Here is a 25,411-nt window from a genome sequence, read left to right as displayed (position 1 = left end):
AGATTTATTTTAAAGAAGCAAAAATAGGGCAAATATTCAGGGTAGAAAAATTGTGCCCTATAAAACTAATGGTATTCTTGTTTAAGGGTTTGGATGTCTTCCAGCAAACGCTGGATGTCTTCCTGTTTGGTACCGTCGTAAAAACCACGAATTTGCCGCTTTTTGTCGATGAGCATAAAATTTTCTGTATGGATCATGTCGTAGGCATCCCCATTGCCATCGGTTTTTACGGCAAGGTAACTTTTGCGTGCCAGTTCATAGATTTGTTTTTTATCTCCTGTAACCAAATTCCACTTGGCATCGTTCACACCTTTTTTTAGGGCATAGCGTTTCAACTGGTCCACACTGTCTATTTGCGGGGTTACTGAATGTGATAGGAGCATGATGTCCTCATCATTCTTAGTGGCTTCCTGTATTTGCGCCATATGGTCTGTCATGATGGGACATATGGTTTGACAGGTGGTAAAGAAGAAATCGGCCACGTAGATTTTGTCCTTATAATCTTCCTGAGTTACCGTCTGGCCGTTTTGGTTTGTCAAGCTGAAATCGGCAATGGTATGGTATTTCTTTTGGTGTTGGATCGAGCTGTCAACCATTTCATAATTGACCATGGCGGGTTGAAAAACGGGTAAAACCCGTTTCGGTTTTAGGATAGAATAAAATATGGAAATGATAATCAAGGAAAGCACTAGAAGTGCAATTCCAAAGTTTTTATAGGCTTTCAAAAAGGATAACATCAATAAGTTGTATTTGGGCGTTACCGTAAGATTTGAGTGCAAAAATACGACACAATCATAAGAAAATACTATTTTTAACAGCAATATTAACCAGTTAAGGTTGTGAGTTTCACTTCATGACCAGCGCGTTATAACACCATAAATTCGATTGCGGATGAAACAAGTTTTACCCCTGTTCTGTTTTCTGACTTCCTTGATGGGCTTTGCTCAGGATTTTGAGACTACTTTGGAAGAGATTAGTATCACGGAAGCCAAGGCAGCCCTTACTCAAATGATGTCAGTTTCCAGTGTTAATACCGGTAACTACGATTTGAAATACCACCGTTTGGAATTTACGGTAGATCCCGAGGAGGCCTTTATAGAAGGGGAGGTGACTACTTATTTTGAGGCGAAAGAAACCCTGACGCAAGTTTATTTCGATTTAGTGGAGGATATGGTCGTGACTGAGGTGTTGAAGAATGGGGTGTCTCAAACTTTTATCCAGGAGGCCAATGATGAATTGGTGATCACTTTGTCGGAAACCATCAACGCAGGGGTGTTGGATTCCTTAACGATTACGTATTCTGGTAATCCAGTCAGTACTGGTTTTGGGTCGTTTGAACAGTCTAGCCATAGTGGAGATCCTATCATTTGGACCTTGTCGGAACCTTATGGAGCCAAGGGCTGGTGGCCCTGTAAGCAGGATCTAAATGATAAGGCCGATTCTTTGGATGTATTTATAACCACGCCAAAATTCAATCCAGATAATGAAGCCTATATTGCTGTTGCCAATGGGGTGGAACAAAGTCAGGTTTTAGATACGGACACCAAAACAACCCACTTTAAGCACCGGTACCCTATTCCTGCTTATTTGGTGGCAATGGCAGTGACCAATTATGAGGTGTATAGCCATACGGTAGACAATAATGGCGCTCCTTTTGATATCGTTAATTATGTGTATCCTGAAAATTTGGCCTCAGCACAGGTCAATACAGAAATCACTGTAGATATTATGGAGCTGTTTACGGAGTTATTTGAGGAATATCCTTTTGCTCTTGAAAAATATGGACATGCCCAATTTGGATGGGGAGGCGGTATGGAGCATACCACGGTATCCTTTATGGGGAGTTTCGGGAGGAATTTGATTGCCCATGAATTGGCCCACCAATGGTTTGGAAATAAGATTACCTGTGGTAGTTGGAAAGATATTTGGTTAAATGAAGGCTTTGCGACCTATTTGTCGGGATTGGTTATAGAGGATTTCGATGAACCTTCAGATTTTGTGACCTGGAAGGCGCAACGTGTAAATTCCATTACCTCTTTGCCAAATGGAGCGGTGTACCTCGCCGATGCAGATACCTTAAATGTGAGCCGAATTTTCAGTAGCCGTCTCTCCTATAATAAAGGGGCTATGGTATTGCATATGTTGCGAAAAAAAGTGGGTGATACGGATTTTTATCAAGGGTTAAATAATTATTTGGCCGATGAGAACCATGCTTATGCCTATGCCAAAACGGAGGATTTTGTTCAGATTATGGAAAGCGCCAGTGGCGATGATTTGACTGAATTTTTTGATGATTGGGTGTATCATGAAGGTTATCCAACGTATACTTTAAATTGTTCGCAGCCGTCGGAGACCACATTCGAAATAGAAATATATCAAGAGCAAAGTGATCCCAGCGTGAGCTTTTTTGAAGCGCCGGTACCGGTTCGTTTGATTGGAACGGAAGGGGAGGTGTTGGACGTGGTGCTCGATAATACAAGTAATGGGCAATTATTTTCCCAACCGGTTAGCTTTGTAGTAAGTGAAGTATTGTTTGATCCGGAGTCTGACCTTATTAGTAAAAATAATAATGTCACCTTAGGTGTTGCCGATTTGGCATTGGCCAATGAATTGCGTTTATATCCCAACCCAACTAATTTAATTTTATATATTGAAAAACCTGATAATGTTACGGTTACCTCGGTAGATGTATACGATCCGTTAGGACAATTGATTCTAAGAAGTGCTGACACATCAAGCATAGACCTGACACCTTTCAGTGTTGGTATGTTTTTTGTGAAACTAACGACTAATAAAGGCATCGTTAATAAATCGGTGTTAAAAAACTAGTGAAACCCCTACTGAATTTTCTAAATAGCACTAAAAGACTATTTTTGTTCCTTAAATTTTTATAGAGATACATGGAATTTATCATCAAAATCTCTCAATTCTTATTGAGTTTATCCCTTCTTATCGTACTGCATGAGTTAGGGCATTTTATCCCCGCAAAATTATTCAAGACCCGAGTAGAGAAATTCTACCTTTTCTTCGATATAAAATTTTCATTGTTTAAAAAGAAAATAGGTGAAACCGTCTACGGTATTGGTTGGTTGCCTTTAGGTGGTTATGTGAAGATTGCCGGTATGATTGACGAAAGCATGGATACCGATCAAATGGCCCAGGAACCGCAACCTTGGGAATTCCGAAGTAAACCAGCATGGCAACGTTTGATTATCATGTTGGGAGGGGTAACGGTTAACTTTATTTTGGCCTATGTTATTTACGTGTTTTTGTCCTTTGCTTTTGGCGATGTGGATATCGATGCCCATAGTGTACAAGATGGCTATGTGGTGACCAATCCTATTTTGACCGATTTGGGTATTGAGACGGGGGATAAAGTGGTGGCCATTAATGGTGAGCCTATAAATTACGTGTCTGAAATACGACGTAAAGTAATTTCGGCAGAAACCTTAACCATTGAAAGAGGAAATGAAACGAAAGATATTGCTTTGCCAGAGGACTTTTTAGGAAAGTTAAGTGATGGTGAAAGCAAGAGCTTTTTCGGGTTGCGTTTTCCATTTGTGGTAGGCAAGGTGCCAGATACGTCCATCAATAAATCAGCTGGATTGTTGCCAAAGGATATCATTACTCAAATTAATGGTGTCTCCTTAAAATATTATGACCAAATAGAGGGGGTTACGTCCCAGTTTAAAGGTCAAACCGTTAATGTGGGGATTTTTCGCGATGGGAAAACTATAAACAAACAATTACAAATTAGTCCTGAAGGTAAGATGGAAATTTTGGCTGGTGGAGATTTGAGCGATATTGAAGCGGCCGGATATTACGATGTCATCAAAAAAGAATATGGTTTTGGAGAAAGCTTTGCTGTAGGATTTGTGAAGTTTAAGGACCAGATATATGGTTATGGAGAGCAATTGAAGAAGATTTTTAATCCTAAAACAGGTGCCTATAAAGGAGTGGGAGGCTTTAAAGCTATTTATGATGTATTCCCAGGTACGTGGAGCTGGCAGGACTTTTGGGCCTTGACGGCGTTTCTATCCATCATGCTTGGAGTTTTGAATTTATTACCGATTCCAGCCTTGGATGGAGGGCATGTTATGTTTTTGTTGTACGAAATGGTTTCAGGAAGAGCGCCAAGCGAAAAATTCTTGGAGCGTGCGCAAATGGTTGGTTTCTTTATACTTATAGCGCTGGTTTTATTCGCAAACGGAAACGATATTTTTAAAGCGATATTTAAATAAAATTTTTTTTAAAAAAAGTTTGTGCGAATCAAAAAAAAGCTCTTATATTTGCACTCGCAAAAGCGAATAACACTCCTCCTTAGCTCAGTTGGTTAGAGCATTTGACTGTTAATCAAAGGGTCCTTGGTTCGAGCCCAAGAGGGGGAGCAAGCTTAGAGAAAGCCATCAGAAATGATGGCTTTTTTGTTTTATATGCTTTTGAAAGACTTGTCTGTTTTTAACTTTTCTTCTAGTCGATTTTCTTAAATTAGTATAAAATTCACTCACTGTTTCGTTTCCTAAGCATCTTATAGGAGTATTTAACCGCGGATGATTGTATGGGGTAGATTGAGTTTCCTTGATACTATTTAATGAAATACTGTAATGTTTACAATAGAACAAATTCATAAGGCCTTTGCGAAGGTGAAAAGTGGGGCCGACTTCCCGCAGTTTGTGCAGGACCTCAAGGCCATTGGGGTGACGCACTATGATAATTTTGTGGCCGATGGGCGTACCATATATTACGGGTTACAGGATTTTATGCTTGATGCAGGTTCCAAATATCCTGAGTTACCGGTGAGTGGAGAAAGTTCTTCAGGTGTATTGAAACAAGCACTGAAGATCCATCAGCAGGGGCAAACAGATTATTCTACCTTTTGCGAGCAGGCGGCCGCTGCAGGTGTGTATAAGTGGACTACCCATATGATAGACATGAACGTTCGCTATTTTGATACCAAAGGTTCCCTATTGGTGGTTGAAGAGATTCCTGAAGTATCATAGCGTTGCAGGGTTTAAGATTGAAAGTGCTTTTCAGGTGTTTGAAATCATGGGCATCCTGTGTCGTTAGTTCTTGATTTTTTACCTCTTATATAATTTAAGTGAGCTATCTACTTAGGTTTTAAAACACTTTTGACTTTCTTCTTCTCCAATTCTCTATCCAATATTCTGTATCTTAGAGTTTCAACACAAGACCATGGAGTATTTCGTTTCAAAAACATCAGTAGTGCGCCGTATCTGGGGCAAGAGCGATACCATCCTGTTTATTTTTGCTGGGGCCTCTGCTGAGTTTGCCCTTAACAAGGCAGTGGATTGGCTGTACTTTACGGGGAAGTTGCCACAGGATCCTTTGGGGCGGTTGTTTTCTACGGTGGCCTATGCCCGAAACATTGTGTTTTCTTCAGCGCCTGAGGCGCAACGTGCTATTGATACCATGCGGAAGATCCATACAGCTGTGGAGCAAAGCCGTGGCGATACTATTCCGGATTGGGCGTATCGAGATGTGTTGTTTATGCTCATCTATTATTCTATTGCGGCCTATGAACTGTTGGAGCGGCCCTTATCACCCGAGGAGCAAGAAGAGGTGTATAACGTATTTTATAGGGTAGGCCTGTGTATGGGACTTAAGGAACTGCCGTCCAATTATAAGGTTTGGTTGCCCGTACGGGAGTCCCATTTAAAGAATGACCTTCAACAAAGCAGCTACACCAAGGATCTGTTTGTGCAGTATCGCAAACACTTGGGCAATTTCAGATACCAAGTTTTGTTGGAAGCCCAAAAGTTGGTAGTGCCTACTCACGTGAAACAGTTATTGGGATTCAAGGGAATTGCTTGGTTAGGGCCTGCAGTGCCTATATACCAACTCAGTAGACATCTATATTTAGATGGACTTATCAAAAGCCTATTACTCCCTAAAGCCTATAAGGCACAAATTAGGGCTATGGATACTTGGGCAGGGGTGGCTTGAGGGTATTGTGATAGCTTTATTCCTTTTCTAGGCAATGTGTTTTAAAAGGCAATCGCACAATGATGTTAAGATGGGGGGACTTTAAAATACCTCAAAATTTTGATGATTTTATGTTTTGAAGAGAGGGGGCAGTTGCTTATTTTTGGTCGCTGATTTCAAAATCAACAGGTCACAACGGGATGTAGCGCAGCCTGGTAGCGTACTAGCATGGGGTGCTAGGGGTCGCTGGTTCGAATCCAGTCATCCCGACCAATAAGGCTTATATGTATCTATTAATAAGCATGTTGTGAAATTCAAGGAACACAAAAGGAACATCTTTTTGTGATTTCCTTGAATTTTTTCTTTTTATGACATGCTCAATTTAGATTAAAGAAAATAGAGAAAATATACTTATCGTAAAGCGACTCAGATTATTTGTAATATGAAAATATTGGGTCAATCAGGAGTTTATTTTTATTTGCCAATTCTAGATAAACTCTTTGCTCTTATCGGTTAAATTGGTTTTCCTCCAAGCAGTGTCATACTCGGTGACAACATATCCCTTATTAACCAGTTCATCCAGTTCCTTCCTGACCTTGACTCTGGATAGACCTATTTCAGCTCCAATATCACCACAGGTCTTTAGATATCCTCCACCAACAGTCATTATCACTTGAGGTTCATTTAAGATTAGACCTAGTATCAACTTCTGTGTTGGTGTCAGGTCTTGGCTTTTCAATAAATTATATGGTATATTCATGTTATTTGCTTTTTAAATATTTCTTATTCAACAATTGAATTTCAGATTTGTATTCGGGATAGTACTTCTCAATTGTTTTTTTATTCATCTTGGTTTTCCTAACCAATGATTTCTGAGTAATCTTACTATCAGAATCGAAATCCCAATCCTCAATTGCATTCTCAATTTTCAGCTTACTGTTTTTGACTTTATCAGAGGTGATTTTAGCCATTGTAAGGCTTCTTTTCTCTTGAGTGGACAATTCATATATATCATTATAGATAAATCGTCTAGAAGCATTTATGATAGGCTTCAACCCTTCCAAGGGCACCTTCATGACAGAACTAATTATAGATTCAATTTCTCTATAGGGTAATGGTTCATGGCATCTTTTAATATTTAGGGTTTGAATGATTCTCAGCAGTACATTGTATTCAATGTGTGGATTTAATGCCCTAATTTGATAGGCTATACTGGATAGCTTGTTATTACGATTACCATTAGCTATCTGAGTGAAAGGAATCATGACTTTACAATAGTGAATCTTTCCTTGCAGGTCATATATGGCCTCTCCATCAAAGTTTAATTTAGGTAGAACCTCATCTAGATTATCGTATCTTATTTCCTGTAGTGTATTTTCCCCATTTCAGTATGTATAATAGGGTTGTGTATAATATTACTACTGTAATGGGGGTATTTTGTACTTATAGTTTCACAAGTCCAATATTCGGAATCATTATTTATAAAGATGTTTGGGTCGAATGACAATACATTAACTTGGCCCTTCTTCCTAGCTCCAATATCACTATTGATATCCAATTCTTTGGAGATGAGGTTATAGTTGTACTGAAAATTATCTTGAGTTAGACCTTTTACCCTAACCAAAGCTCCTCTTCCTTTACCCGATAACGAAAGCCATGATGCATACAGTAAAGGATGATTAAAGTTAATATTGGTGTTTCCATCAATATCCAAATACATGAATCCAGTGGGAGCAATAATATGATTATCCCTGCGAATCCTATCGAATTTGAAATTCAATGTAAAACATGGTAAAAGATTCCTTTTGATGGTGGTGTATCTCAACGCATCTTCAATGTAGATTTCTCTAGCTTCTAGAATGGAATTTAAGTTATTGTCTCCTTTTTGGATTTTGCTCAGATAGTCTTGAGGACTGATTGCCCCAAGTACGTTACTTGAGCTAGTAACGCTTTTAAAATAATTTAACATTGTTAAATAGTTTTAATCGAATGCCTCCAACAATAGTGTTTGCTTTTTTTTTCAACTATTTATATAGGAGAGAAGCATTCCTAATGTCCTATTGAAGTTGCTCCAACAACTTGTGTTATCAATAGGACTTATTATTTGCCCCAATAACTCTGGGACCATGGGTATGGTACTGTTCTAATTTTAATATGGCACCATATCCAAGTTTTGTGACCTTCATTATGGTTAAGGTCTCACCATGTACTTATTATAAATCTCCCTCATTCTCTTCATGGTCATATACCTACCATTTTTAGTCGAATTATAGCTCTCAGATGAGGTTTCTGGCAACTTATATACCTTATCAATCCATTTGGATTTAAGCTCGGTAAAAGCTCTTATTTCCTCTCCATGTAGATTGAGGAAGAATAAGAGTATTAGGGAGTCTTTCCTTTGGTTAATAGGAAGCTTTTCCATTGGGATGTTGAGCTTCCATTCGTTGTCTTTTGGTTTTGTATTCATATCTATTGGTTCGGACCTTTAGTGGTGCCTTCAATAATAAATAGTCTAAACCAATCAAAAAGTCATCTTAAAACATGACGAATGAAAAATTATTAAATCAAAACAACCAAAAAAAATCTCTCGTGACAAGAGATATTAAGAATTTTTCTTAATAATGAACCTACCAGAATGGTTTAGAAATGGTCAGCTATAGCACTAATAACTCATTTTTATTAAAGCAGGAACCGACCTAGGATACATTCAACTTCTTTTGCGACACAATTCCACAAAAACCACCGAGATTTACACCCATTTAGCTAGTAATACGTTTAATTCTATTACAAATCCTCTGGATATGTACGAATAATATGTAGATTTGATGGAATAAATATAATGGGGATAAACACCATGGTGTTTATTCCTCTGTTGTAAGCAATAGACCAGCTTCACCTTTTGATTTTCAATTCGATGTTTTTGCGCTTGATTTTAATTGAAGTGGACAGCTTGGCGTTGGGTTGGTCCAAGGGGATGGCCAGGGGCCCATCCGCTTCCAAGTTTTCGGCGGGAAGCGCCGTGAAAATGTATTTTCAAACGAGCGGTGTCGTACAAAACTTGAATGCCAAGGTACTGGATTCCGACCACAGAAACAATCCCCCAAAGGGGTGAAATCCCGTACCTGGCCGGACCAGCGCAACGCCCTACAGAACTAAAAGAATTAAAAGATTAAAAAGCGCCCAGGTCAAACGATCCATGCCAGTTACATAATTCATTGGACCTGTAAAAACATCGGAATTCAGCAAGGGGTGTGAAACTGGCCTACGGACATTTAGCTCATTTCATTGGTCCGAAAAAAATTAATGAAATGAGATTTTTAAACTTAAAAAAATTGCTCAGCAGCACGTGGTTTAAAACTAAAGCTCACAACACGGTATATGTTCCATTTTGCCTTTCATAAATATAGGGATGTAGGAATATTATCCATACATTTATGACGGCAAAACAACGCTAAAGCTAAACATATACCCACCGTTGTGTACAATTAAATGATGAACGAAATCTTAAAAAAAATATCAAAAAAAATTTTAAGCGGACAAGAGGTCAGCGAAATACTTGAAAGTCCTAAAGAGTTTCCTTCCGATTTAATTAAAAAAATTTCAATTGAAACTGCAAAACAATATTGGAATAGTGAAATTGACTTTGTTCAAGGAGATTACATCATGACTAATTTGCAATCATTTTGGGTTACAAATGAGTATTTCTTTAAAAATTTTGAATTTGGTAAAATTGCTACGGACTGTTATGAGGCCTTTGATGCTGGAGAATATCTAAGACCATCTGACGATTTAAATATTGCCCCTGATGAGAAATACTCAAAATCATTAATTGAAAAACTATTACGAGAAACAAAAATTATAAAATAAAAACTGTTCACAACACCGTGTATAATTCATTGCTTCCGATTTTCCTCGCGGAAAATCCTCGCAACTTTATTATCTTAGTTTCTTAACCCGAAAATCCTGCGGATTTTCACGCAACGAAACTATACACAAACCGTTGTAAAACATTTTGAATAGACCAAAAATCATATCATTAGTAGTTCTGATTCTAATAATGGGCTGTAAATCAAAAAAGCAAAATGGATATACAGAACAACTAAAATTTAGATTCGGATTTGAATATATTCAAGTCGTTGATGATTTTGAAATAGAGCTAATAAAATTTCAACGCAATACTGCCTTTTGCGGAACTGATGGACTTCCCTATGCTCTTCTCATTGGAAAAACTAAATCGGAATCGATACCCGAAAAAATTACTGTTCTTTCATATTGCGATAATAGAACTTTTAATGTTGGAGATAAACTTAAAATTAAACCAACTAAAAATCCCACTGATAGTACTTCATTGAATCCAATATATTTTGTGAAGGACACTTTGATAAATGGAAATAAAACCAAATGGGTAATTGGTTCGGAAAACAAAGCCATCTGGGGTCGACCTGATAAATTAAATGAATAAAAAACGTTTTACAACATCGTGTATAATTCATTGCTTCCGATTTTCCTCGCGGAAAATCCTCGCAACTTTGCTATCTTAGTTTCTTAACACGAAAATCCTGCGGATTTTCACGCAACGAAACTATACACACACCGTTGGCAACCATTAAGAAATATGCTCAATTTTAAATCTCTATATTTCATCATACTGATTTCAAATTTGATTTTGAGCTGTTCCTCATTTAGGAATAATCTGATTGCAAGTGGAAATGAAAACCAAGCAATAAAAAATGCAATAATTGATTTCAGTCATACCAGCAAATTGTATAAAAAACATAAAGTATTTGAGGTTGAATATATTGATACTCTTTACAGGAAAGTATTGGAAAAAATTGATGAGCGTAATTCTCGTTGGGTCAATGGTGAACCATACCAAGGAATCATTGCCATTAATATTTCTGCTATGACTAATGAATTCACCTATTTGCTCTCTGATAGTTTAGGATTTAAGAAAGATAACCTTCCATCAAGACACATTGAGCAAGATGGAAAACTTTTCTTTTGGAAAGACAATCAATTTAAGGTGAATGAAAAAACTGTAGAAGTATTGAAAAAATATAACGTTGTAAGGGAAAACTATCTCAATCCTATCTTTGTAGTTCATGAGTCTCAAAAAGCTGTGGATTATTATATATGTCGTTCTGATTTTACAAAATATGAAAAGGTTACGACAAGTAAGGCCGTTGGATATTATGATGCGCCTGAAATTGATTGTGAATAAAAAACGGTTGCCAACACTGGCTATAATCCATTGCTAACATCCTACCCTACCCAAAAAACATTAACTTTATCCAGCTACAATTCCTACTCTGAAAAATCTCCGATTTTTCCTCGCAACGGAATTATAGCCTAACCGTTGTACACAAGCTATAAAAACACCTGAAATTGAAAAAAAACCTATTACTTCTTTTCATTGTTATCATCTCAAGTAATCTATTCGGGCAAGAAAAAATATTTGGATATTACTCAAGCAATGTTGCTAGTTTAGGTTTCTTCGTTACTAAGATTCAACTGAATGAAAACTATACTTTTGAATATGAATTTAGCGGAGATTTAGTTCATGAATCTGGAAAAGGAAAATTTAAAATAATTGATAAAAATGTAATATTACTCACATTTGACATTGAGCAAGAGGACGAAAAAAATGTTGAGGAATTACTATCTTCTGGAAATCCCCAAATTGAAAACAAAAAGTATAAATACAAAAACGGAAAATTGTTTTCCTTTCATTCAGACGGTCATGTTGTAAAACGAGGAAAGGCAATAAGCCGACATAAAAAATATTTATTTTGGGGAGAAAGATATATGACAAAACGGAGAATTTATCTAAAAAAACAAAACGATTAAAAAAGCCAGTGTACAACACAGTGTATAATTCATTGCTTCTGATTTTCCTCACGGAAAATCCTCGCAACTTTGCTATCTTAGTTTCTTAACTCGAAAATCCTGCGGATTTTCACGCAACGAAACTATACACAAACCGTTGGGCTACATTACTACTAAAAGTTAGAAGTATTAAATATGGAAAATATGAATGTCAAACGACTTTTAAAATTATTACTCTTATGCCCTCTATTGGTATGCTGTACATCTAAAAAAAATGTCTATATAAAGTCAGAGCTGCTCAGTAAAATCGAGACAATTATTGAAAAATATCAAGAATTTGTGTTGGACACCTCCAAATTTAACCGACATGACCCCGAAGTTTATGAAGTACAATTTTTCGAATATGAGGGCAAATGTCGCATTTCCATCAACACTAACATTAACTATCAAAGTAAACTAAATGGATTCACCTTCATCCATGGAAAACTAGTTACATTTAACTACACTTCATCAAAATGCAATGAAGGTTGGGTTACAATTTACAAGGCTCCGATTATAGAAAATCTAAAAAATTACAAAAATGAAAATGATTCACTAGATAATTACCAACCTGCCTTTTGGGAATTTATTATAGATGGAGACAAACTAATTCCTGCAAGACAAAACAGACTCGAAATAGATTTTGAATAAAACGTAGCCCAACACTATGTATAATTCATTGCTTCCGATTTTCCTCACGGAAAATCCTAGCAACTTTATTATCTTAGTTTCTTAACACGAAAATCCTAGCGGATTTTCACGCAACGAAACTATACACAAACCGTTGCCCACAATTATGAAAAAAATCCTGCTGACATTTATAATCACAATTCTTTTGTCAAGTTGTAATGACATTTCAAAGCGAAATTCTGAAAATAAAACGGTTGAATATTATAAAAATAAGACTGAATTTAAAAGGATTACACATTACGAAAATTTTGATAGCGTTCATTATTTTTATCGAAACGGAAATATTTTCAAAAAAGGAAAACAACTCAATGAAAAGCAAAAATTTGGAAAATGGATTTTGTCTGATAAAGACGGAAACATAAGAGAAATAAGGGAATGGTTTCCTTTCAAAGGAAATTCTAGACTAAATCAAATTTGGCATTTAAATAAAAACGGAGACACTTTAGCTTGGAGATATGAGGATTCAATTTATAAACAAAAAGAATTTATAAACGATACTGTCAGTCGACGAGCTACTTCATATGATGTTATTTATTTCAATAGAGATACATTAAAACTAAATGAACCAATAATTGGATACGTCGAAATATTTTCTCATTTAATTACTGACCATCCCGCAAATGTAAGAGTGCTTTTAGCAAGAGAAGAAAAGAATTATAATTATGATTTCTCAAATGAAAAGGAAGTCAAATTAGACACCTTTTATGACCTTACAAAAGATACTATAAACCAAAAATGGTATAAAGGTGCTGTATTTAGAGATTTAGCAACGTTTGGTCAATGGTATGAAACTACCGGAGAAAAAACATTACGTGGATATTATCAGCAATATTTTATGGGACCTACTGAATTAGATGAAAATGGAATGAAAATCGATAGTATTATAGGACCAAAAACATTTTTTGAACATAAATTTATTGTAATTGACAGTATTGCGAAAAAATAACTGTGGGCAACACAGTGTATAATTCATTGCTTCTGATTTTCCTCATGGAAAATCCTCGCAATTTTGCTACCTTAGTTTCTTAACCTGAAAATCCTAGCGGATTTTCACGCAACGAAACTATACACAAACCGTTGTGCAACATAACTCAAAATCACGGAAACTGAATGAAATCTCAATTTGAAATAGAAATTTTGGAGCTATATGACAAGTTTTCTATTTCGGAAAATCCAATTGAAAAAGAATCATTTCGAAAGAGTATTCGTGGGAAAATTATTGCTCAAACCAAACTGAACTCTACAGACTATCAATTACTTGGATTGATTGATTATGAAAGTGACGATTGGAGAAATAGTTCAGAAAAAATAATTGAAAATTTTAAAAAAGCAACTGAAAAAGACAAAACGAATTTTCTCGCCCAATTATATTTAGCACATATTTATCACGATGTTGGAAATTTAGAGCTTGCGCTTAAAAATTATTTAAAAGTTGACACTAAAGCTTTGAAAAAATTTCAACTTTGGAGGTATGTAAAACTGATTGAACAAATTGGATTTTGCACTTATAAATCAGGAAATAAAACGGCTGGAATTGTTTTCTTTGAGAAAGTATTAAAATGGTACCAAAAAATGCCTAAAAATGACTTAGCAAGACCTTCTGAATTAATTGAATGCTTGCCAGAAAATCATAGAATTGTAATTGAAATAAAAAAAATAGAAGATTATTTGGAATAAAATTACGTTGCACAACACCGTGTATAATTCATTGCTACTGATTTTCCTCACGGAAAATCCTCGCAACTTTACTATCTTAGTTTCTTAACACGAAAATCCTACGGATTTTCACGCAACGAAACTATACACAAACCGTTGTAATGCATTTGCCTAAACCAACAAACTGAATTACTCACTGAATTAATTCCTTAACTCATTTAGACTATTTTACTGAAATAAAACCAAATAGATTTACCTCAAAAACAATGAACAAAACCAACCTAATTTTAGCTTTAACATTATTCTGGTTTTCATTTTCCTTTGGTCAACAAAAAGATACGATTTATGGAAAGGTTAAATCTATTAGAGAAAAGGTAATATTTCTAACTGAAAGAGAGAATCCTAAACTATTTGACATTGACGGAGACTATGGTCATTCTGGATTTATGGGACCTGAATCAACGATTTCTCGATTTAAAAGCATTTGGTATTCAACCAACTTTTGTTACTACATAAATTACGAAAGACATTACAATGAAAATGGTCTTTTGATTGAAGATATTTGGTATGATAAAAAAGACTCGCTTGAAAACTACTACAGATATGAGTACGACAAGCAAGATAGACTTATCAGAAAAATTGATTCCATATACGATTTAGTTTACATTGATACTCATTACTACGAAAGAGATAGACACGAAACCATTATAAGCCAAAATTCGGATTTAGACTTTTATAATTATCGTTATAAGAGATATGACGAAAATGGAAAATTAATTAGGCAAAAAAGTATTGACGAATACGGAACGATAGACGAATATATTTTCAAGTATAATGATAGTGGAAAATTACTTTACCGAATTTATAAAAACCCGAATAGCTATAGAAAAGTTGGAGAAAGAAGTTGGTCTTGGGGCGTACAAGATACAATAGGTAATATTTATAAAGATTTAGTCAATAAATATGACGAATCGAATAGATTAATTGATAGAAAAACATATGGATTAAATTCAGATGGCGACCATAAGGGAACCAAATTGGGAGAACACACAATTTATAAGTACAAGAATAATAACTTGATTCAAGAAATTAGAGGTTTCTCGAGCGATAGACCTTATTACACCAATTATGAATATGATAAAGAAAATAGGCTAAAGAAAAAGTATTACTATACCGAAAAAGAATCGAACACCATACGTATTGAAAAATACGATTATCGAGATGATAAAATTAGATTTTTAGAATACACAGAAGAACATTGGCCTTCTAAAGAGTTAAAAACCTATAAGATTAAATTTGACTATAAATATGATAGCAACGGGAATTGGAATGAAATAGTTAAAAAAGTAGATGGAATAGAATTATATAAGTGGATAAGACAAATTGAATATTATAAATAAAAACGCATTACAACACCGTGTATAATTCATTGCTTCTGATTTTCCTAGCGGAAAATCCTCGCAAATTTGCTATCTTAGTTTCTTAACACGAATATCCTAGCGGATTTTCACGCAACGAAAGTTTGGCTGAATCGTAGACAACAATTGGGTGGTAAATTTAATATCTACTTGCATTCTCTATTAAGTACCTTATCGCAGATGATGCGGTTCCACCATATTTACTCTTTTTGGCCAATTGATTTAATTTCTCTTTCAATTCTGGTGATATCCTCATTATAAAGGTTTCGGTATTTTCACTTGTTGGTAGTTTTGCCATGATACTTCTCTTTGTATATAAATATGTATTTAAAAACCAAAACACTAACTATTTTTATCTGTACCGCCTTTCATTAGCATGTCACCTAAATTAAAGTCTATACTTTATGATGCTTGCGGTTTTTGGATGTTTCTAGGCATATTGGTCCGACTGGTCTGTGAAGTGTCGGTAGAAAATTGGATGACATGGACTTATCCCCCCGTATCCCACCTCCTGACCAAAAAAGAAAGCCCCCCCCCTGTATATACGGGTCCCATATGAGCGTGAATTGGCGACCATTTTTTTAAAAATAAAAAGTGCTTGTATATACATCAAGTGTATCATTCCAAGCATGCCTTTATTGAATACACTAATTCGAGCTAAACGCCTGGTTTTTAGGTGTATTATTAGGTCACCCTAAATTAATACACTATATTTGAATAACAATAAAGGAACTATGAAAGTCAAATACATTAGAGTTTCAACTCAGGAGCAAAACACGGCAAGACAAGAAAAAAACGAATCTGAATTCGATAGGGTCTATATGGATAAGATTAGTGGAGCAATACCATTCTTTGACAGACCACAAGGAAAGAAACTGGTTGAAGCAATCAAATATAACAAAATTGATGAGGTGCATGTTTTGTCCATTGATAGGATTGGAAGGTCAATACTAGACATCCTAACCGTATGTGAATTTTTCACCAATAGTAATGTGAATCTTTATGTAGAGAATATTGGAATGTATTCCATGGTAGATGGTAAACAGAATCCAATCTTCAAGATGATTGTGTCAGTATTGGGAAATGTGAGTGAGATGGAGCGCAATAATATGTTAGAGCGTCAACGCCAAGGTATAGAGATAGCAAAAGCCAAAGGAATATACAAGGGTCGTTTACATGGCTCCAAAATGACCACTGAGGTGTTTTTAAACAAGTATAAGAAGGTAGCCAACGAGCTTAACAATGGTGAATCATTAAGACGTGCTGCTGCTTTGGGAGGTGTTAGTCTTGGCGTGGCACAAAGGGTAAAAAAAGCAATGCAAGAACAAAATATTTAGATATGGCTACTCAAGGAGAAAGACAAGACTTTAAATGGAGACCTAACGACTATGGTTCGACTACTTTGGCAAGGTATGACCAAGAAGCTGAACATTGGTTTAGAGCTTTTAGGAATGCGGAAAGAAAAAATAGACCAACTGACTATAAAGGGGATTTAAACACACTAGGACTCTTAATTTCCTTGGTGGTATCATTGATTACTTTAATAGTATTATTGGTGGTACAGCTTATAAAATGGTTACGCTCTCAATAAATAGAATGTTATTCTTCCATTTTCGTATCGGTAGGGATGAGTTTAGGTTATTTTATATAATTATCACTTATTAATTTTTTTTAGTTTGTTTAGTTCATTTTCGGTTAAATATCTTTTTCTGCTTGATATTTCAATAATATTTATTTCTGGATGCTTTCTTAAGAGATGATTAAGGTTTTGTGGGGTCATATTAAGTATAGCAGAAGCTTCTTTAATTAGATATTGTTTTTCTTCTTTAATTGGTTTAGGCTCAGGATTTATATGGTGTTCCTCACCGAGCTTCTTTAATTTTTTTTGAAATGCAACCTCGAATTGTCTGATGAAGTTATTCATCTTTCTCTCAGTGTCAGTTTTTATGGTTTTATATTTAATTTCAGGCTTGTTCTTAATAAGATTATCAATGTATTTATCAATAGTGCTTTGAACTACATTTTCAACACTAATGAATTCTGGGTAAGCCTCCGTAGCATGAATTAAATCTATTACTAATTGTGCATCTGCTTTTTTCATTTCTATAAACTATTAAAGATTCTAACGTTATCCATAATTAAATTGTAATCAGGGTTAATATACTGTTGTAAAGTAGATATTTTTCTGTGTCCAGTCATTTTCATTATGGCATTTAAACTAACATTATTGTTTACCAAGTTAGTGATGAAAGTTCTGCGACCTGTATGAAATGTGATTAAATCATAAATGTGCAATTCATCACCATCATAACTATTTTCTTGTAATTCATGGAATTCTTTGATGTTTTTTAGACCTTCATGAATGTATTCATTAGTTTTTTGGGATGATAATAAGTTCAGGTGGTAGTCATATTTCTTAAGAATGCTTAACACTTTGTCAGTTAAAGGTACCTCGACCTTGATTTTGGTTTTCTGGTTTATAATGGAAAGAATTTTTGCGTCATTCTTCTTGGTAATCTTGGTTTTTGAAATTCTAATAACATCACTAAATCTCAAGCCAGTATGGCACGCTACTATGAACATGTCAATAGCTTTTTGGTGAGATAAAGATTTAAAATGATGATTTTGGATTAAGCTTAATTCTTCTAGACTTAAAGTGTAATAGGTTTTTTTATCAACCTTCACCTTGAAGTTTTTGAGTGCATCAATATCTTTCAGGTATTTTTCTTTTAATAACCAATCTCCAAAGTTCTTCAGAACACCAAATCGTTTAGCCCTAGTTTTATCATTCTGAGCTGAGGTAACAAATTTATAACCAGTAATATTTGGTCGTGTCTCAGCAAGAAACTTATTAAACTTGGTCAACCAAATGGTGTTATTTATATCCGAAGGGCGGATGTGCCCTATAACCTTGGAATAATCCTGTAATGCATTTTTAGTTGAAATATAATCTTTCAAGGAGGTGGTGCTTCTTTCAGGGCTACTAAACATGATTTTTTTTTCACTCAAAAAATCTTCATAGCAGTCAATGATGTCAGCTTCCAAAGAGTCCTTTCTTTCTTTAAGCCCTGATGCAATTTGTGTCTTTACATAGTCGCTGTTTGGTTTAATTCCGTGTTCATTTATATAATCGATAATTATATTTTCTATTGACCTTTGAATTTTACCAATGATTTTATTGTAGTCTTCATTTGAAGGGTGGGAAGGTTTAATTTTCTCAGCTTTTTTATCGAAATCTTTTTCAGAAATTGTAATCCCAGTTCTGTGTCTTATAGCGGAACCATCATGTTTATAGTATATGACTACAAATTTTTCTTTATTTTTATTTTCCTTATATAATTTAACTGTTGAATAACCCATGGGAACACAATTGGAACACAAATTAAAGAAAATTAAGAAAATAAGGAAAACGTTTAGAGAAAATATTAAAAAGGTTTTTTAGTAAACCTCTGAAAAAACAATAGATAGAGAGTGTTTAATGTAATAAGGAAAATATAGTTCGAATCCAGTCATCCCGACCAATAAAAAGCCGAACTTATGTTTGGCTTTTTTGTTATTTGTAGACTGTAGAAGCTTTCATATTGCTTCTGTTCATTTTAGCTATGCTGAATCTTCGATTTCTTTGCTCGTCCAAAGAAAACGAACCAAAAGAAAAGACGCCCTGTCAGTAGGTATTTTTGTGCTTCTTCCAGAATCCCAAAACCGTTCACAAATTCCTAAACTTGGTCCAAGGCTTCCCAAGTTCTTAACGGAATTTGCTCTCTATGCTTATGACAGGTTTTTCCGCCCATGGAGGAAGTGGGTTTACCATTCCTATTCAAACCATATTTCCAACCAAACCATTCCATAGAAACACCCTCTTAAATCATACAATAAACCTCCCTTTAACATACTTTTTTAGGGTTTTTCTTCGAGGATTCTTCCTGTTTTCCTCGTAAAACAAGGCTTTTTACGAAGAATCCTTGAAGAAAACACGAACCAAAGACGAACCAAGCATTAACATAGCCCTTGTTTATGATGGGGGATGGAGGGCGTTTTTGAGAGGGCATGGAGTCATGGATTTAGGTGTTTGGAAAATATTTGTATGAACATTAGGTTTGGAGTAGGATGTTTTGATTAAATGATGTTCAATAGGTTACTGTTATTACGTATTGGCGACTGGCTTACGATAAAAACAATGTTGCACAAAAATTACTTCTTGTGCGCTGAGGATTGTAAACTGAAACACTAATTTTATGACTAAAATTTCACCCTTTTAATGCATTAGCATATAGGAGAAAATAAATAGTGATTTCATAAAACTCTGATTTAGATATAGACCAATGAAAAAAATATTGACTGCCAAACTGTTGGTTCTTTCTGTTTTAGTTGCTTGTAAGAACCAGAAATATCAAGTTGAGGATTCTAACAAGAATGATTTTGAGCTCATTGAGCGTAAGGTTAAGAAATTGAATTTTAACTATATGATGACTGAACGGGTAAGTTCATTAGATAGTGCTTATGTGTTATTGAATGAATCTGGTTACCTTAAAAAGGTTGGATTGAAGGATAAAAACTTGAGTGTGATTTTTCCAGTTCTATTTTTTTCAGAAAGATATTCAGAATTAAATGATTTGTTGGAAAAATCCGAGGGGTTAGATACGTCTTTTAAGGAATATAGTTTGAATTTGTCGAACGCCTATTTAAATTATAAAAAGGGAGCAATAATGGATGCGCAAAAAAATATTAGAGCTAATGTAAATTTACTTGAGCATAGAATGCAGTTGTCTCCAAATGATTCTATAATTCTTTTAGATTACTTCAAAATGAGAGTGCATTTGGAAAGTTATTCTGAATTGCTTCAAGAAATAGATTCGCTTAGCAGTACAGGCGGGCAGCCTACGCCGTATTTTTACAATAGGATACTCAAGCCAGAAATGGAAGAGTATAGTAGGGAATTACCAGTTTTTGTAAAGGATGAAATTCAGTAAAATTTGAAATTGTACCAGAAAAGGATTATTCCCAAAAGAATCGGCATCGCATTATGAAGGTTTAGGCATGAATTACGACTTCATAAGGTTTCATACGTTTTAAAACTCGGGTGCTAAAAACTCCTTTCCACAATAAATAAAGAGATGTGATACATCTGTTACCATTCGTTAAAATTCTGCTAAGGCTTTTAAAAATCCGTTAAAGTTTTCATAACTTTAATTCTTTAGCAATCACTAAACTGCACACTATGCCACAATACAGCTTGCACATAAATGGGGCCATACATCAGGTTGATGTGGACGCCGACACCCCCGTACTTTGGGTCTTGAGAGATCATTTACAATTGGTGGGTACCAAGTACGGCTGCGGCATTGGGCAGTGCGGGGCCTGCACCATTCACTTAAACGGTAACGCGATACGCTCGTGTTCTTTGCCGGTTAGTGCTGTGGCCAATGAGGGCATGAAGCTCACCACTATCGAAGGACTTTCTAAGGATGGTACGCACCCGGTACAAAAGGCTTGGTTGGAAGTAGATGTGGCCCAATGTGGCTACTGCCAAGCAGGACAGATTATGAGTGCGGCCGCCCTATTGGAGCGCAATCCCAACCCTTCCGAAGACGATATTCGCAATGCCATGACGGGCAATCTGTGTCGTTGCGGCACCTATACCAGAATCAATAAGGCCGTAGCCATGGCCGCCAAAGACCTGTAAGCAGCCATGACACATATTAAAACCCATTTCAATAGACGTTCGTTTTTAAAGGTTTCCGCAGTGGGCGGGGCCGGTTTGATGCTGCAGTTCAGTTGGCTTTCGGGCTTGGCGCACAGTAGCAGCAATGCCGAGGCGGTTGAGGGCCTCTTCAACATCAATGCGTTTATCAGGATGAATGAAGACGGGACGGTGACCATCATGTCGCCCAACCCCGAAATTGGACAGAACGTTAAAACCTCCATGCCGCTTATTGTGGCCGAGGAGCTGGATGTGGATTGGGACCAAGTTCAGGTAGAACAGGCGCCTTTGGACACCGAAAAATATACACGCCAATTGGCGGGAGGGAGTCAATCCATCCGTCAAGGTTGGGACAGCTTGCGTATGGCGGGGGCCACAGCGCGCTATTTAATGTTGGCTTCGGCAGCCAAATTATGGAGCATGTCTCCCGATGAATTGGTGACCGATAAGGGCATGGTGAAACATTTGCCTAGCGGAAAAAGTATAGCCTATAAAGACCTCTTGCAGGAAGCAGCTACCATTGCGGTACCGGAAGAGGTGCCACTAAAAGACCCTAAAGATTTTAAGTTGATTGGGACTTTTGTGAAGAACGTGGACGGCAAGGGCATTGTTACTGGGAAGCCGTTGTTTGGTTTGGATTATATGGAAAAGGGCACGGCCATAGCCATGATTGTGCATCCGCCCGCTTTTGGAATGCAATTGGATGGGTATAACGCCGATAAGGCCAAGAGCATGCCGGGAATTAAAAAGATATTTACCGTGAATACGGCTTTGGACAAGCCACAGTGGTCTGATGTGAATGCCTTTAATGAGCTCTTGGTAGTGGTAGGCGACAGCACTTGGCAGGTGATGAAAGCCAAAGAAGCCCTGGAGGTACGTTGGAAAACCGTGGGGACTTTGGAAGCCACTACGGCACATTTGGACAGTTTTAGCAGTGTATTTGATAAGAGTGAAGGAGAGGTAGGCCGAAAGGATGGCGACCCCGATGGGGTATTTGCCTCGTCAGATAAGGTGGTGGAACGTGGGTATACCGGTGCCTTTTTGGCCCATAATACTATGGAACCCATGAACTTTTTTGCGGATGTGACCGCAGATAAGGCACGGCTTATTGGCCCGATACAAACCCCAGAACAGTTGCGGCAATCGGCTGCAGGCTTGCTAAACATGCCGGAATCCAAGATTTTTGTAGATATGACTAGAATGGGTGGTGGCTTTGGAAGACGCCTTTATGGGAATTTTGGTTTGGAGGCAGCAGCTATTTCGAAAGCTTATGGTGGGCCTATAAAATTAATTTATACCCGAGAAGATGACATGACGCAGGGGACGTACCGTCCGTCGTACCACATACAATACCGAGCTGCTTTGGACAAGAAGGGGCATCTTGCAGCTTTTGCAGTGAAGGGGGCTGGGATTCCGTCGAGTCCCTTGTTTCCTGATCGGTTTCCGGCAGGTACGGTAGCGAATTATAAGGCGACGCATTATGGTATTGATACCAATATTTCTACCGGGGCTTGGCGAGCACCAAGGTCCAATTTTGTAGCCGGCGCCGAACAGTCCTTTTTGGATGAAGTGGCGGAAGCTGCGGGGAAAGATCCTATCGAGTTTAGGTTGCAGCTATTTGATAGAGCCATCAAAAATCCCGTGGGTGAACGTAATGATTACGATCCTGAACGCTATGCAGGCGTCCTGAAATTGGTACGTGACAAAAGCAATTGGGGAAGCAAAATGCCTAATGTATACCGTGGGGTAGCGGCCTATTATTCGCATAATTCCTATGTGGCTCAGGTGTTCGATTTGGAAAAGGTGGACGATGCCAATATTCGCATTAAAAAAGTGTGGTGCGCGGTAGATTGTGGGATTGTGGTGAACAAGGAAGGGGCCATTAACCAGATTGAGGGAGGTATCATTGACGGTATAGGCCATTGTATGTATAGCCAGTTGACTTTTGAAAAAGGGGCCACTCAACAGCAAAATTTTGATGGGTACCATCTTATTAGAAACAATGAGGCGCCTTTGGAAATTGCCGTGTTTTTTGTGGACAATGGTATTGCACCTACAGGCCTTGGCGAGCCTTCGTTGCCTCCTGTGGCAGGAGCTTTGGCCAATGCGCTCTATAAAGCTACGGGTACACGTTACTATAGACAACCGTATATGGTAGTGCCACAACAACCTAAATTTGTGGGATAATTTACAGTTTTAATATCTTTTGATAGGCTTCGGGGGTGTCAACATCCAAGTTCTCGAAGTTGGGTGTCAATGCAATCACTTGCGATTGGTGTGCCATAAGAATGCTTTTGGCACCTGTTTCTCCCTGTAATGACTTTAGAATTTCAAAATAGCGCTTCGGAAATAGGGCAGGAACGCCTAGTGAAGTTTCGTAGTTGGTAGCTATAATGGAAGTAGGACGCTCTTTTGAAGTTTTCAGTATTAGATTCAAATAGGCGGTGGTGACCAAGGGTTGGTCTGCCAAAGTGAAGAGTACTGTGTTGACCGTTGGAAGCTCGTCATTTAGATACTGTAAAGCTGCTGCAATGCTGCTTCCCATACCTTCTTTCCAATGTATGTTTTCTATAGGTATGACGATATTCGGAAGTCCATGCTCTAAGATCTTTGGGCTATGGGCGCCCAATACACAAAGGGTATGATTAGCTTGTGTGCTAAGCGCGGTTGTAAGGGCATGTTCTAAAAGCGTCGTGCTTTTGTAGGGTAACAATTGTTTGATTTGCTGCATGCGGCTTCCTTCCCCTGCGGCTAAAACGATGATGGCACTGTGTGACATAGATCTTGTAGTGTTAGGGATGGATATTCCGGAGGTAGGACCGAAGGGAGGGCACTTCCCGATGGCGCTTTACCGCAATGATTTCACTAAGGATGGAAAGGGCAATTTCCTGCGGGGTGATGGCCCCAATGGCTATACCTGCAGGACTAAAGATAGTGTCCAAAAACTCCGAAGCAATATCGGGTTGGCGTTCTATGAGTTCGTTAAGAAGCTTTTCCCTGCGGTGGTAGGAGCCCAAAATGCCCATGTAAAAAGGCTGGGTTTGGGACAGCTGTAACGCAAAGTGCAGGTCGCGGGCATAGTTGTGGGTCATAAGCACAATGGCCGTATGCGCATCGATAGGCAGGGGCCATTGCTGCTCTGGGTTGAGGTGGTATATGGAGGAAACACCTGGAAAATCTATGTCGTTCTTAGGGTCGTTTGGGGAGGCTATTAAAAGGACTTCCCAACCTAATTGGGCAGCCGATTTGCAAAGCTGTACGGCATCGTGTTCGGCCCCAATAATAATCAATCGTGAGAGTGGGGTAAACTCCTGTTGAAAACTTAGGTGATCAGTTTGAAAATTCATTTCATCCACGTCTGTCCTAAAGCTTATGTGCGAACCATCTTCAAGCTTTAACACCGAACCAAACGAGGCATCTGTTTTGTCTTCCTTTTGAAAATAGGAAGTCCATTGCATGGGCCTACGTGCAGATAACTCTTTTTGTATAGTGTTAAAAGCTGCTTCTGTGATACTAAAGGGTTCCAATAGAATGAAAAGAGTGCCTTCACAACCCAATCGGTAGCGTCCGTCGTAGGTCATCACTTTGGGCATTCCCTTCTTAAACACGGATATTGATTGCAGTACTACTTCTTTTTCTACACAGCCGCCACTGACGGCACCTGTGATATGGCCGTTTTCATCAATTAGCATCTGTACCCCTGGTTTCCTGTAGGAGGAGCCGTCTAGAGCCACGACGGTTGCCAAGACGTGTTTTAGGTGCCTTTTTTGGTTGCTATGGGTCTGTTCTAGGATGTTTTTGAATTCATGGGTCATCCTTTAAAAGTACGAAATCTTGGGGTAGGTTGAAAGGGGTTTTTGCTTTGTTAGTTTTTGGTGGATGTCTGTTCATTTTCTTTGCTCGTCCAAAGAAAACGAACCAAAAGAAAAGACGCCCTGTCGGTAGGCCTTTGTGTTGTACCAACACAACCGGAAGAGGACTCCTAAATGTTCTCCAAGGCTTCGAACATTTTTAACGGAGCCCTCTTCCTAGACTTACGACAGGTTATTCCGGCTTTGCCGGAAGTAGGTCTTAAAGTATTATAGAAATAGGTGGATGTATTTTTTAGTAAAGTTCATTATTGCTGTATTGAACGTAT

At 37.4% G+C, this 25,411-nt stretch carries 27 protein-coding genes, 2 tRNA genes and 1 pseudogene; 20 read left to right on the top strand and 10 right to left on the bottom strand.

Translation table 11 applies throughout. The features are described 5' to 3' along the window. Nucleotides 1-65: 65 nt before the first annotated feature. Complete coding sequence (locus RBH95_RS00310) at nucleotides 66-737, bottom strand: SCO family protein (protein WP_307902270.1); 672 nt, start codon at nucleotides 735-737, stop codon at nucleotides 66-68. A gap of 154 nt (nucleotides 738-891) precedes the next feature. On the opposite strand from RBH95_RS00310, the gene RBH95_RS00305 reads away from it, so the two are divergent. From RBH95_RS00305 to RBH95_RS00280, 6 genes are all read left to right on the top strand, one after another. Continuing rightward, a complete protein-coding gene (locus RBH95_RS00305; RefSeq protein ID WP_307900749.1) occupies nucleotides 892-2,829 on the top strand; it encodes a M1 family aminopeptidase in 1,938 nt (645 codons plus the stop codon). Nucleotides 2,830-2,900: 71 nt separating this feature from the next. Then, entirely contained in the window at nucleotides 2,901-4,241 is a 1,341-nt protein-coding gene (rseP, locus tag RBH95_RS00300) for an RIP metalloprotease RseP (RefSeq protein WP_307900748.1), read from the top strand. A gap of 73 nt (nucleotides 4,242-4,314) precedes the next feature. Then, nucleotides 4,315-4,388 (top strand) — tRNA-Asn (locus RBH95_RS00295). Nucleotides 4,389-4,604: 216 nt separating this feature from the next. Then, complete coding sequence (locus RBH95_RS00290) at nucleotides 4,605-5,000, top strand: DUF1398 domain-containing protein (protein ID WP_307900747.1); 396 nt, start codon at nucleotides 4,605-4,607, stop codon at nucleotides 4,998-5,000. Nucleotides 5,001-5,193: 193 nt separating this feature from the next. After that, nucleotides 5,194-5,964, top strand: a complete 771-nt coding sequence (locus tag RBH95_RS00285) for an oxygenase MpaB family protein (protein WP_307900746.1) — start codon at nucleotides 5,194-5,196, stop codon at nucleotides 5,962-5,964. Nucleotides 5,965-6,139: 175 nt separating this feature from the next. After that, nucleotides 6,140-6,216, top strand: a tRNA-Pro gene (locus tag RBH95_RS00280). Nucleotides 6,217-6,430: 214 nt separating this feature from the next. On the opposite strand, the gene RBH95_RS00275 is transcribed toward RBH95_RS00280, so the two are convergent. The 4 genes from RBH95_RS00275 to RBH95_RS00260 form a co-directional block, all read right to left on the bottom strand. Further along, the gene (locus RBH95_RS00275; protein WP_307900745.1) at nucleotides 6,431-6,703 is read right to left on the bottom strand and encodes a helix-turn-helix domain-containing protein; all 273 of its coding nucleotides are present in this window, start codon (nucleotides 6,701-6,703) and stop codon (nucleotides 6,431-6,433) included. A gap of 1 nt (nucleotide 6,704) precedes the next feature. Continuing rightward, nucleotides 6,705-7,208 (bottom strand): primase alpha helix C-terminal domain-containing protein, encoded by a 504-nt coding sequence (locus tag RBH95_RS00270; protein ID WP_307900744.1) that lies wholly within the window; start codon nucleotides 7,206-7,208, stop codon nucleotides 6,705-6,707. 92 nt (nucleotides 7,209-7,300) lie between these two features. Beyond that, on the bottom strand, nucleotides 7,301-7,912 hold the full coding sequence (locus tag RBH95_RS00265) for a hypothetical protein (RefSeq protein WP_307900743.1): 612 nt from the start codon (nucleotides 7,910-7,912) through the stop codon (nucleotides 7,301-7,303). Between the two features lie 222 nt (nucleotides 7,913-8,134). Further along, nucleotides 8,135-8,410, bottom strand: coding sequence for a hypothetical protein (locus RBH95_RS00260; RefSeq protein ID WP_307900742.1), 276 nt, complete (start codon nucleotides 8,408-8,410; stop codon nucleotides 8,135-8,137). 211 nt (nucleotides 8,411-8,621) lie between these two features. Here RBH95_RS00260 and RBH95_RS00255 point away from each other — a divergent pair. From RBH95_RS00255 to RBH95_RS00215, 9 genes and pseudogenes are all read left to right on the top strand, one after another. Further along, nucleotides 8,622-8,756: pseudogene (locus RBH95_RS00255) on the top strand (recombinase); the annotation flags it as partial. A gap of 676 nt (nucleotides 8,757-9,432) precedes the next feature. Then, nucleotides 9,433-9,810, top strand: a complete 378-nt coding sequence (locus RBH95_RS00250) for a hypothetical protein (RefSeq protein WP_307900741.1) — start codon at nucleotides 9,433-9,435, stop codon at nucleotides 9,808-9,810. A gap of 145 nt (nucleotides 9,811-9,955) precedes the next feature. Next, nucleotides 9,956-10,405 carry a hypothetical protein gene (locus RBH95_RS00245; RefSeq protein ID WP_307900740.1) on the top strand — a complete coding sequence of 150 codons (450 nt, stop codon included), beginning with the start codon at nucleotides 9,956-9,958 and terminating at the stop codon, nucleotides 10,403-10,405. Nucleotides 10,406-10,558: 153 nt separating this feature from the next. Continuing rightward, entirely contained in the window at nucleotides 10,559-11,164 is a 606-nt protein-coding gene (locus RBH95_RS00240) for a hypothetical protein (RefSeq protein WP_307900739.1), read from the top strand. A 164-nt stretch (nucleotides 11,165-11,328) separates the two neighbouring features. Beyond that, entirely contained in the window at nucleotides 11,329-11,790 is a 462-nt protein-coding gene (locus RBH95_RS00235; protein WP_307900738.1) for a hypothetical protein, read from the top strand. A gap of 183 nt (nucleotides 11,791-11,973) precedes the next feature. Beyond that, on the top strand, nucleotides 11,974-12,459 hold the full coding sequence (locus RBH95_RS00230; protein ID WP_307900737.1) for a hypothetical protein: 486 nt from the start codon (nucleotides 11,974-11,976) through the stop codon (nucleotides 12,457-12,459). A gap of 145 nt (nucleotides 12,460-12,604) precedes the next feature. Next, nucleotides 12,605-13,444, top strand: a complete 840-nt coding sequence (locus RBH95_RS00225) for a hypothetical protein (protein ID WP_307900736.1) — start codon at nucleotides 12,605-12,607, stop codon at nucleotides 13,442-13,444. 164 nt (nucleotides 13,445-13,608) lie between these two features. Then, complete coding sequence (locus RBH95_RS00220; protein WP_307900735.1) at nucleotides 13,609-14,175, top strand: lipopolysaccharide assembly protein LapB; 567 nt, start codon at nucleotides 13,609-13,611, stop codon at nucleotides 14,173-14,175. Between the two features lie 245 nt (nucleotides 14,176-14,420). Continuing rightward, on the top strand, nucleotides 14,421-15,554 hold the full coding sequence (locus tag RBH95_RS00215) for a hypothetical protein (RefSeq protein ID WP_307900734.1): 1,134 nt from the start codon (nucleotides 14,421-14,423) through the stop codon (nucleotides 15,552-15,554). Nucleotides 15,555-15,711: 157 nt separating this feature from the next. On the opposite strand, the gene RBH95_RS00210 is transcribed toward RBH95_RS00215, so the two are convergent. Next, entirely contained in the window at nucleotides 15,712-15,870 is a 159-nt protein-coding gene (locus tag RBH95_RS00210; protein ID WP_307900733.1) for a hypothetical protein, read from the bottom strand. 436 nt (nucleotides 15,871-16,306) lie between these two features. On the opposite strand from RBH95_RS00210, the gene RBH95_RS00205 reads away from it, so the two are divergent. Beyond that, nucleotides 16,307-16,909, top strand: a complete 603-nt coding sequence (locus tag RBH95_RS00205; protein ID WP_307900732.1) for a recombinase family protein — start codon at nucleotides 16,307-16,309, stop codon at nucleotides 16,907-16,909. Nucleotides 16,910-16,911: 2 nt separating this feature from the next. Next, entirely contained in the window at nucleotides 16,912-17,163 is a 252-nt protein-coding gene (locus tag RBH95_RS00200) for a hypothetical protein (protein WP_307900731.1), read from the top strand. 63 nt (nucleotides 17,164-17,226) lie between these two features. Here RBH95_RS00200 and RBH95_RS00195 read toward each other — a convergent pair whose 3' ends face one another. Together RBH95_RS00195 and RBH95_RS00190 are read right to left on the bottom strand one after the other, a co-directional pair. Beyond that, nucleotides 17,227-17,673: a MerR family transcriptional regulator gene (locus RBH95_RS00195; RefSeq protein WP_307900730.1), complete on the bottom strand. Its 447-nt coding sequence runs from the start codon at nucleotides 17,671-17,673 to the stop codon at nucleotides 17,227-17,229. 2 nt (nucleotides 17,674-17,675) lie between these two features. After that, complete coding sequence (locus tag RBH95_RS00190; RefSeq protein ID WP_307900729.1) at nucleotides 17,676-18,932, bottom strand: tyrosine-type recombinase/integrase; 1,257 nt, start codon at nucleotides 18,930-18,932, stop codon at nucleotides 17,676-17,678. A 962-nt stretch (nucleotides 18,933-19,894) separates the two neighbouring features. Between RBH95_RS00190 and RBH95_RS00185 the strand changes: the two genes are divergently transcribed. The 3 genes from RBH95_RS00185 to RBH95_RS00175 all read left to right on the top strand — a co-directional run bounded on the left by RBH95_RS00185 (nucleotide 19,895) and on the right by RBH95_RS00175 (nucleotide 23,460). Then, nucleotides 19,895-20,542: a hypothetical protein gene (locus RBH95_RS00185; RefSeq protein ID WP_307900728.1), complete on the top strand. Its 648-nt coding sequence runs from the start codon at nucleotides 19,895-19,897 to the stop codon at nucleotides 20,540-20,542. Between the two features lie 248 nt (nucleotides 20,543-20,790). Further along, on the top strand, nucleotides 20,791-21,255 hold the full coding sequence (locus tag RBH95_RS00180; protein ID WP_307900727.1) for a (2Fe-2S)-binding protein: 465 nt from the start codon (nucleotides 20,791-20,793) through the stop codon (nucleotides 21,253-21,255). Nucleotides 21,256-21,261: 6 nt separating this feature from the next. Further along, complete coding sequence (locus tag RBH95_RS00175) at nucleotides 21,262-23,460, top strand: xanthine dehydrogenase family protein molybdopterin-binding subunit (RefSeq protein WP_307900726.1); 2,199 nt, start codon at nucleotides 21,262-21,264, stop codon at nucleotides 23,458-23,460. A 1-nt stretch (nucleotide 23,461) separates the two neighbouring features. Here RBH95_RS00175 and RBH95_RS00170 read toward each other — a convergent pair whose 3' ends face one another. Both RBH95_RS00170 and RBH95_RS00165 read right to left on the bottom strand, forming a co-directional pair. After that, nucleotides 23,462-24,052 (bottom strand): nucleotidyltransferase family protein, encoded by a 591-nt coding sequence (locus RBH95_RS00170; protein ID WP_307900725.1) that lies wholly within the window; start codon nucleotides 24,050-24,052, stop codon nucleotides 23,462-23,464. 13 nt (nucleotides 24,053-24,065) lie between these two features. Beyond that, nucleotides 24,066-25,088, bottom strand: coding sequence for an XdhC family protein (locus tag RBH95_RS00165; protein WP_307900724.1), 1,023 nt, complete (start codon nucleotides 25,086-25,088; stop codon nucleotides 24,066-24,068). Nucleotides 25,089-25,411: the final 323 nt, after the last annotated feature.

Source organism: Mangrovimonas sp. YM274 (assembly GCF_030908385.1).
In the GTDB taxonomy this organism is placed as follows: Bacteria; Bacteroidota; Bacteroidia; order Flavobacteriales; family Flavobacteriaceae; genus Mangrovimonas_A.
This window is presented reverse-complemented; position numbering and strand designations above follow the sequence as displayed.

Coding starts and splice junctions, on each gene's coding strand:
- RBH95_RS00310 (WP_307902270.1), bottom strand. CDS start 737: ATGTTATCCTTTTTGAAAGCCTATAAAAACTTTGGAATTGCACTTCTA.
- RBH95_RS00285 (WP_307900746.1), top strand. CDS start 5,194: ATGGAGTATTTCGTTTCAAAAACATCAGTAGTGCGCCGTATCTGGGGC.
- RBH95_RS00165 (WP_307900724.1), bottom strand. CDS start 25,088: ATGACCCATGAATTCAAAAACATCCTAGAACAGACCCATAGCAACCAA.
- RBH95_RS00175 (WP_307900726.1), top strand. CDS start 21,262: ATGACACATATTAAAACCCATTTCAATAGACGTTCGTTTTTAAAGGTT.
- RBH95_RS00185 (WP_307900728.1), top strand. CDS start 19,895: ATGAAAAAAATATTGACTGCCAAACTGTTGGTTCTTTCTGTTTTAGTT.
- RBH95_RS00240 (WP_307900739.1), top strand. CDS start 10,559: ATGCTCAATTTTAAATCTCTATATTTCATCATACTGATTTCAAATTTG.
- RBH95_RS00265 (WP_307900743.1), bottom strand. CDS start 7,912: ATGTTAAATTATTTTAAAAGCGTTACTAGCTCAAGTAACGTACTTGGG.
- RBH95_RS00200 (WP_307900731.1), top strand. CDS start 16,912: ATGGCTACTCAAGGAGAAAGACAAGACTTTAAATGGAGACCTAACGAC.
- RBH95_RS00210 (WP_307900733.1), bottom strand. CDS start 15,870: ATGGCAAAACTACCAACAAGTGAAAATACCGAAACCTTTATAATGAGG.
- RBH95_RS00230 (WP_307900737.1), top strand. CDS start 11,974: ATGAATGTCAAACGACTTTTAAAATTATTACTCTTATGCCCTCTATTG.
- RBH95_RS00260 (WP_307900742.1), bottom strand. CDS start 8,410: ATGAATACAAAACCAAAAGACAACGAATGGAAGCTCAACATCCCAATG.
- RBH95_RS00290 (WP_307900747.1), top strand. CDS start 4,605: ATGTTTACAATAGAACAAATTCATAAGGCCTTTGCGAAGGTGAAAAGT.
- RBH95_RS00170 (WP_307900725.1), bottom strand. CDS start 24,052: ATGTCACACAGTGCCATCATCGTTTTAGCCGCAGGGGAAGGAAGCCGC.
- RBH95_RS00205 (WP_307900732.1), top strand. CDS start 16,307: ATGAAAGTCAAATACATTAGAGTTTCAACTCAGGAGCAAAACACGGCA.
- RBH95_RS00195 (WP_307900730.1), bottom strand. CDS start 17,673: ATGAAAAAAGCAGATGCACAATTAGTAATAGATTTAATTCATGCTACG.
- RBH95_RS00220 (WP_307900735.1), top strand. CDS start 13,609: ATGAAATCTCAATTTGAAATAGAAATTTTGGAGCTATATGACAAGTTT.
- RBH95_RS00225 (WP_307900736.1), top strand. CDS start 12,605: ATGAAAAAAATCCTGCTGACATTTATAATCACAATTCTTTTGTCAAGT.
- RBH95_RS00275 (WP_307900745.1), bottom strand. CDS start 6,703: ATGAATATACCATATAATTTATTGAAAAGCCAAGACCTGACACCAACA.
- RBH95_RS00180 (WP_307900727.1), top strand. CDS start 20,791: ATGCCACAATACAGCTTGCACATAAATGGGGCCATACATCAGGTTGAT.
- RBH95_RS00250 (WP_307900741.1), top strand. CDS start 9,433: ATGATGAACGAAATCTTAAAAAAAATATCAAAAAAAATTTTAAGCGGA.
- RBH95_RS00215 (WP_307900734.1), top strand. CDS start 14,421: ATGAACAAAACCAACCTAATTTTAGCTTTAACATTATTCTGGTTTTCA.
- RBH95_RS00270 (WP_307900744.1), bottom strand. CDS start 7,208: ATGATTCCTTTCACTCAGATAGCTAATGGTAATCGTAATAACAAGCTA.
- RBH95_RS00190 (WP_307900729.1), bottom strand. CDS start 18,932: ATGGGTTATTCAACAGTTAAATTATATAAGGAAAATAAAAATAAAGAA.
- rseP (WP_307900748.1), top strand. CDS start 2,901: ATGGAATTTATCATCAAAATCTCTCAATTCTTATTGAGTTTATCCCTT.
- RBH95_RS00305 (WP_307900749.1), top strand. CDS start 892: ATGAAACAAGTTTTACCCCTGTTCTGTTTTCTGACTTCCTTGATGGGC.